The organism is Microbacterium sp. ISL-103, from assembly GCF_018613995.1.
Taxonomy (GTDB): domain Bacteria; phylum Actinomycetota; class Actinomycetes; order Actinomycetales; family Microbacteriaceae; genus Microbacterium.
The window spans coordinates 1-1,604 of the sequence record NZ_JAGGPD010000429.1 but is presented as its reverse complement, the minus strand read 5'-3'; the positions used below and the strand labels follow the sequence as shown (position 1 = coordinate 1,604).

Genomic DNA, 1,604 nt, shown 5'->3' with positions numbered 1-1,604 from the left:
GTGCCGACCGTGTACGACCTGCTTCTGGACACCAAGGGCGCCGCGCACGACGCGATCGTGCCGTCGCGCGTCGAGGGTCTCGACGTGATGCCCGCGAACATCGACCTGTCGGCCGCCGCTGTGCATCTCGTCAACGAGGTCGCCCGAGAGACGATCCTCGCTCGCGTGCTCCGCCAGGTCGCGGGGGAGTACGACGTCATCCTCATCGACTGCCAGCCGTCGCTGGGTCTGCTCACCGTGAACGCACTGACCGCGGCTCACGGCGTCGTCATCCCTCTCGAGTGCGAGTTCTTCGCCCTGCGCGGAGTGGCGCTGCTCATCGAGACCATCGACAAGGTGCGCGACCGGCTGAACCCCTCGATCACGATGGACGGCCTGCTCGCCACGATGTACGACTCGCGCACGTTGCACTCGCGCGAGGTCCTCGAGCGCGTGGTCGAGGCCTTCGGCGACGATGTCCTCGAGACCGTGATCGGTCGCACGGTCAAGTTCCCCGACGCATCTGTCTCCGGTGTGCCCATCACCGAATTCGCTCCGGAGCACGCCGCCGCCCAGGCCTACCTGCGGCTGGCGCGGGAGCTGGTCGCCCGTGGCGCTGTCGCCTGAGGTCGAACCGCCCTCATCATCGGCTGACGCCGAGCCGCAGCCCGAGTCCGCACCGGCAGCTGACGCTGCATCCGCCGACCCGGGGTTCCGGGTCTCGCTGTCGAACTTCGACGGCCCTTTCGATCTGCTGCTGAACCTCATCTCGAAGCACGAGATGGACATCACCGAGGTCTCGCTCAGCGCCGTCACGAATGAGTTCATCGCATACCTGAAAGAGCTCGACGACGACGAGGAGCTCGACCAGGCCTCGGAGTTCCTGGTGGTCGCCGCCACGCTCCTCGACATGAAGGTGGCGGGGCTGCTGCCGCAGGGCGAGCTGGTGGATGCCGAGGCGGTGGCGCTGCTCGAGGCTCGCGATCTGCTCTTCGCCCGCCTGCTGCAATACCGCGCCTTCAAGGAGGTGTCGGCGTGGTTCGCCCGGTGCCTGCAGCGTGAGGACCGCCGTCACGTGCGGGCAGTCCGCCTCGATGAGAAGCACCGCAAGAAGACCCCGGAACTCGTCTGGTCGCTGAGCGTCGACGACTTCGCCGCACTGGCGCTGCTGGCCTTCGCGCCGAAGGAGATCCCGCACGTCGGCCTCGATCACCTGCACGCTCCGCTCGTCAGCATCCGAGAGCAGGCCGCGATCGTCGTCACGCTGCTGCGCACGGCCGAGTCGGTGAGCTTCCGCGAACTCGTGGCCGGTGTCAGTGAGCCGGGGATCGTGGTCGCGCGCTTCATCTCGGTGCTCGAGCTCTACCGCCACGCGGCGCTCTCCTTCGAACAACTGGAACCGCTCGGCGAGCTGACGCTGCGCTGGGCCGCCGACTCCTGGTCGGACGAGACACTGGCATCCCTGGGAGCCGACTATGACCGATGACATGACGGCAGCAGCGACGGAAGAGATCGTGCGCGAGTCGCCGCTCTCCGAGCGGATCGAGGCGATCCTGCTCATCATCGACGAGCCCATCGGGCTGGTCGCACTCGCGGCAGCGGTCGGCTCGCCGGTCGCTGCGGTG

Annotated in this window: 2 protein-coding genes; both read left to right on the top strand. The window is 67.8% G+C overall.

Annotated elements, in window-relative coordinates; translation table 11 throughout:
• Window positions 1-606 (top strand): ParA family protein (locus J7E68_RS15100; RefSeq protein ID WP_215173948.1); only part of this gene is annotated, 606 nt, incomplete at its 5' end.
• A 97-nt stretch (window positions 607-703) separates the two neighbouring features.
• Complete coding sequence (locus J7E68_RS15095) at window positions 704-1,465, top strand: ScpA family protein (RefSeq protein WP_251049036.1); 762 nt, start codon at window positions 704-706, stop codon at window positions 1,463-1,465.
• Window positions 1,466-1,604: the final 139 nt, after the last annotated feature.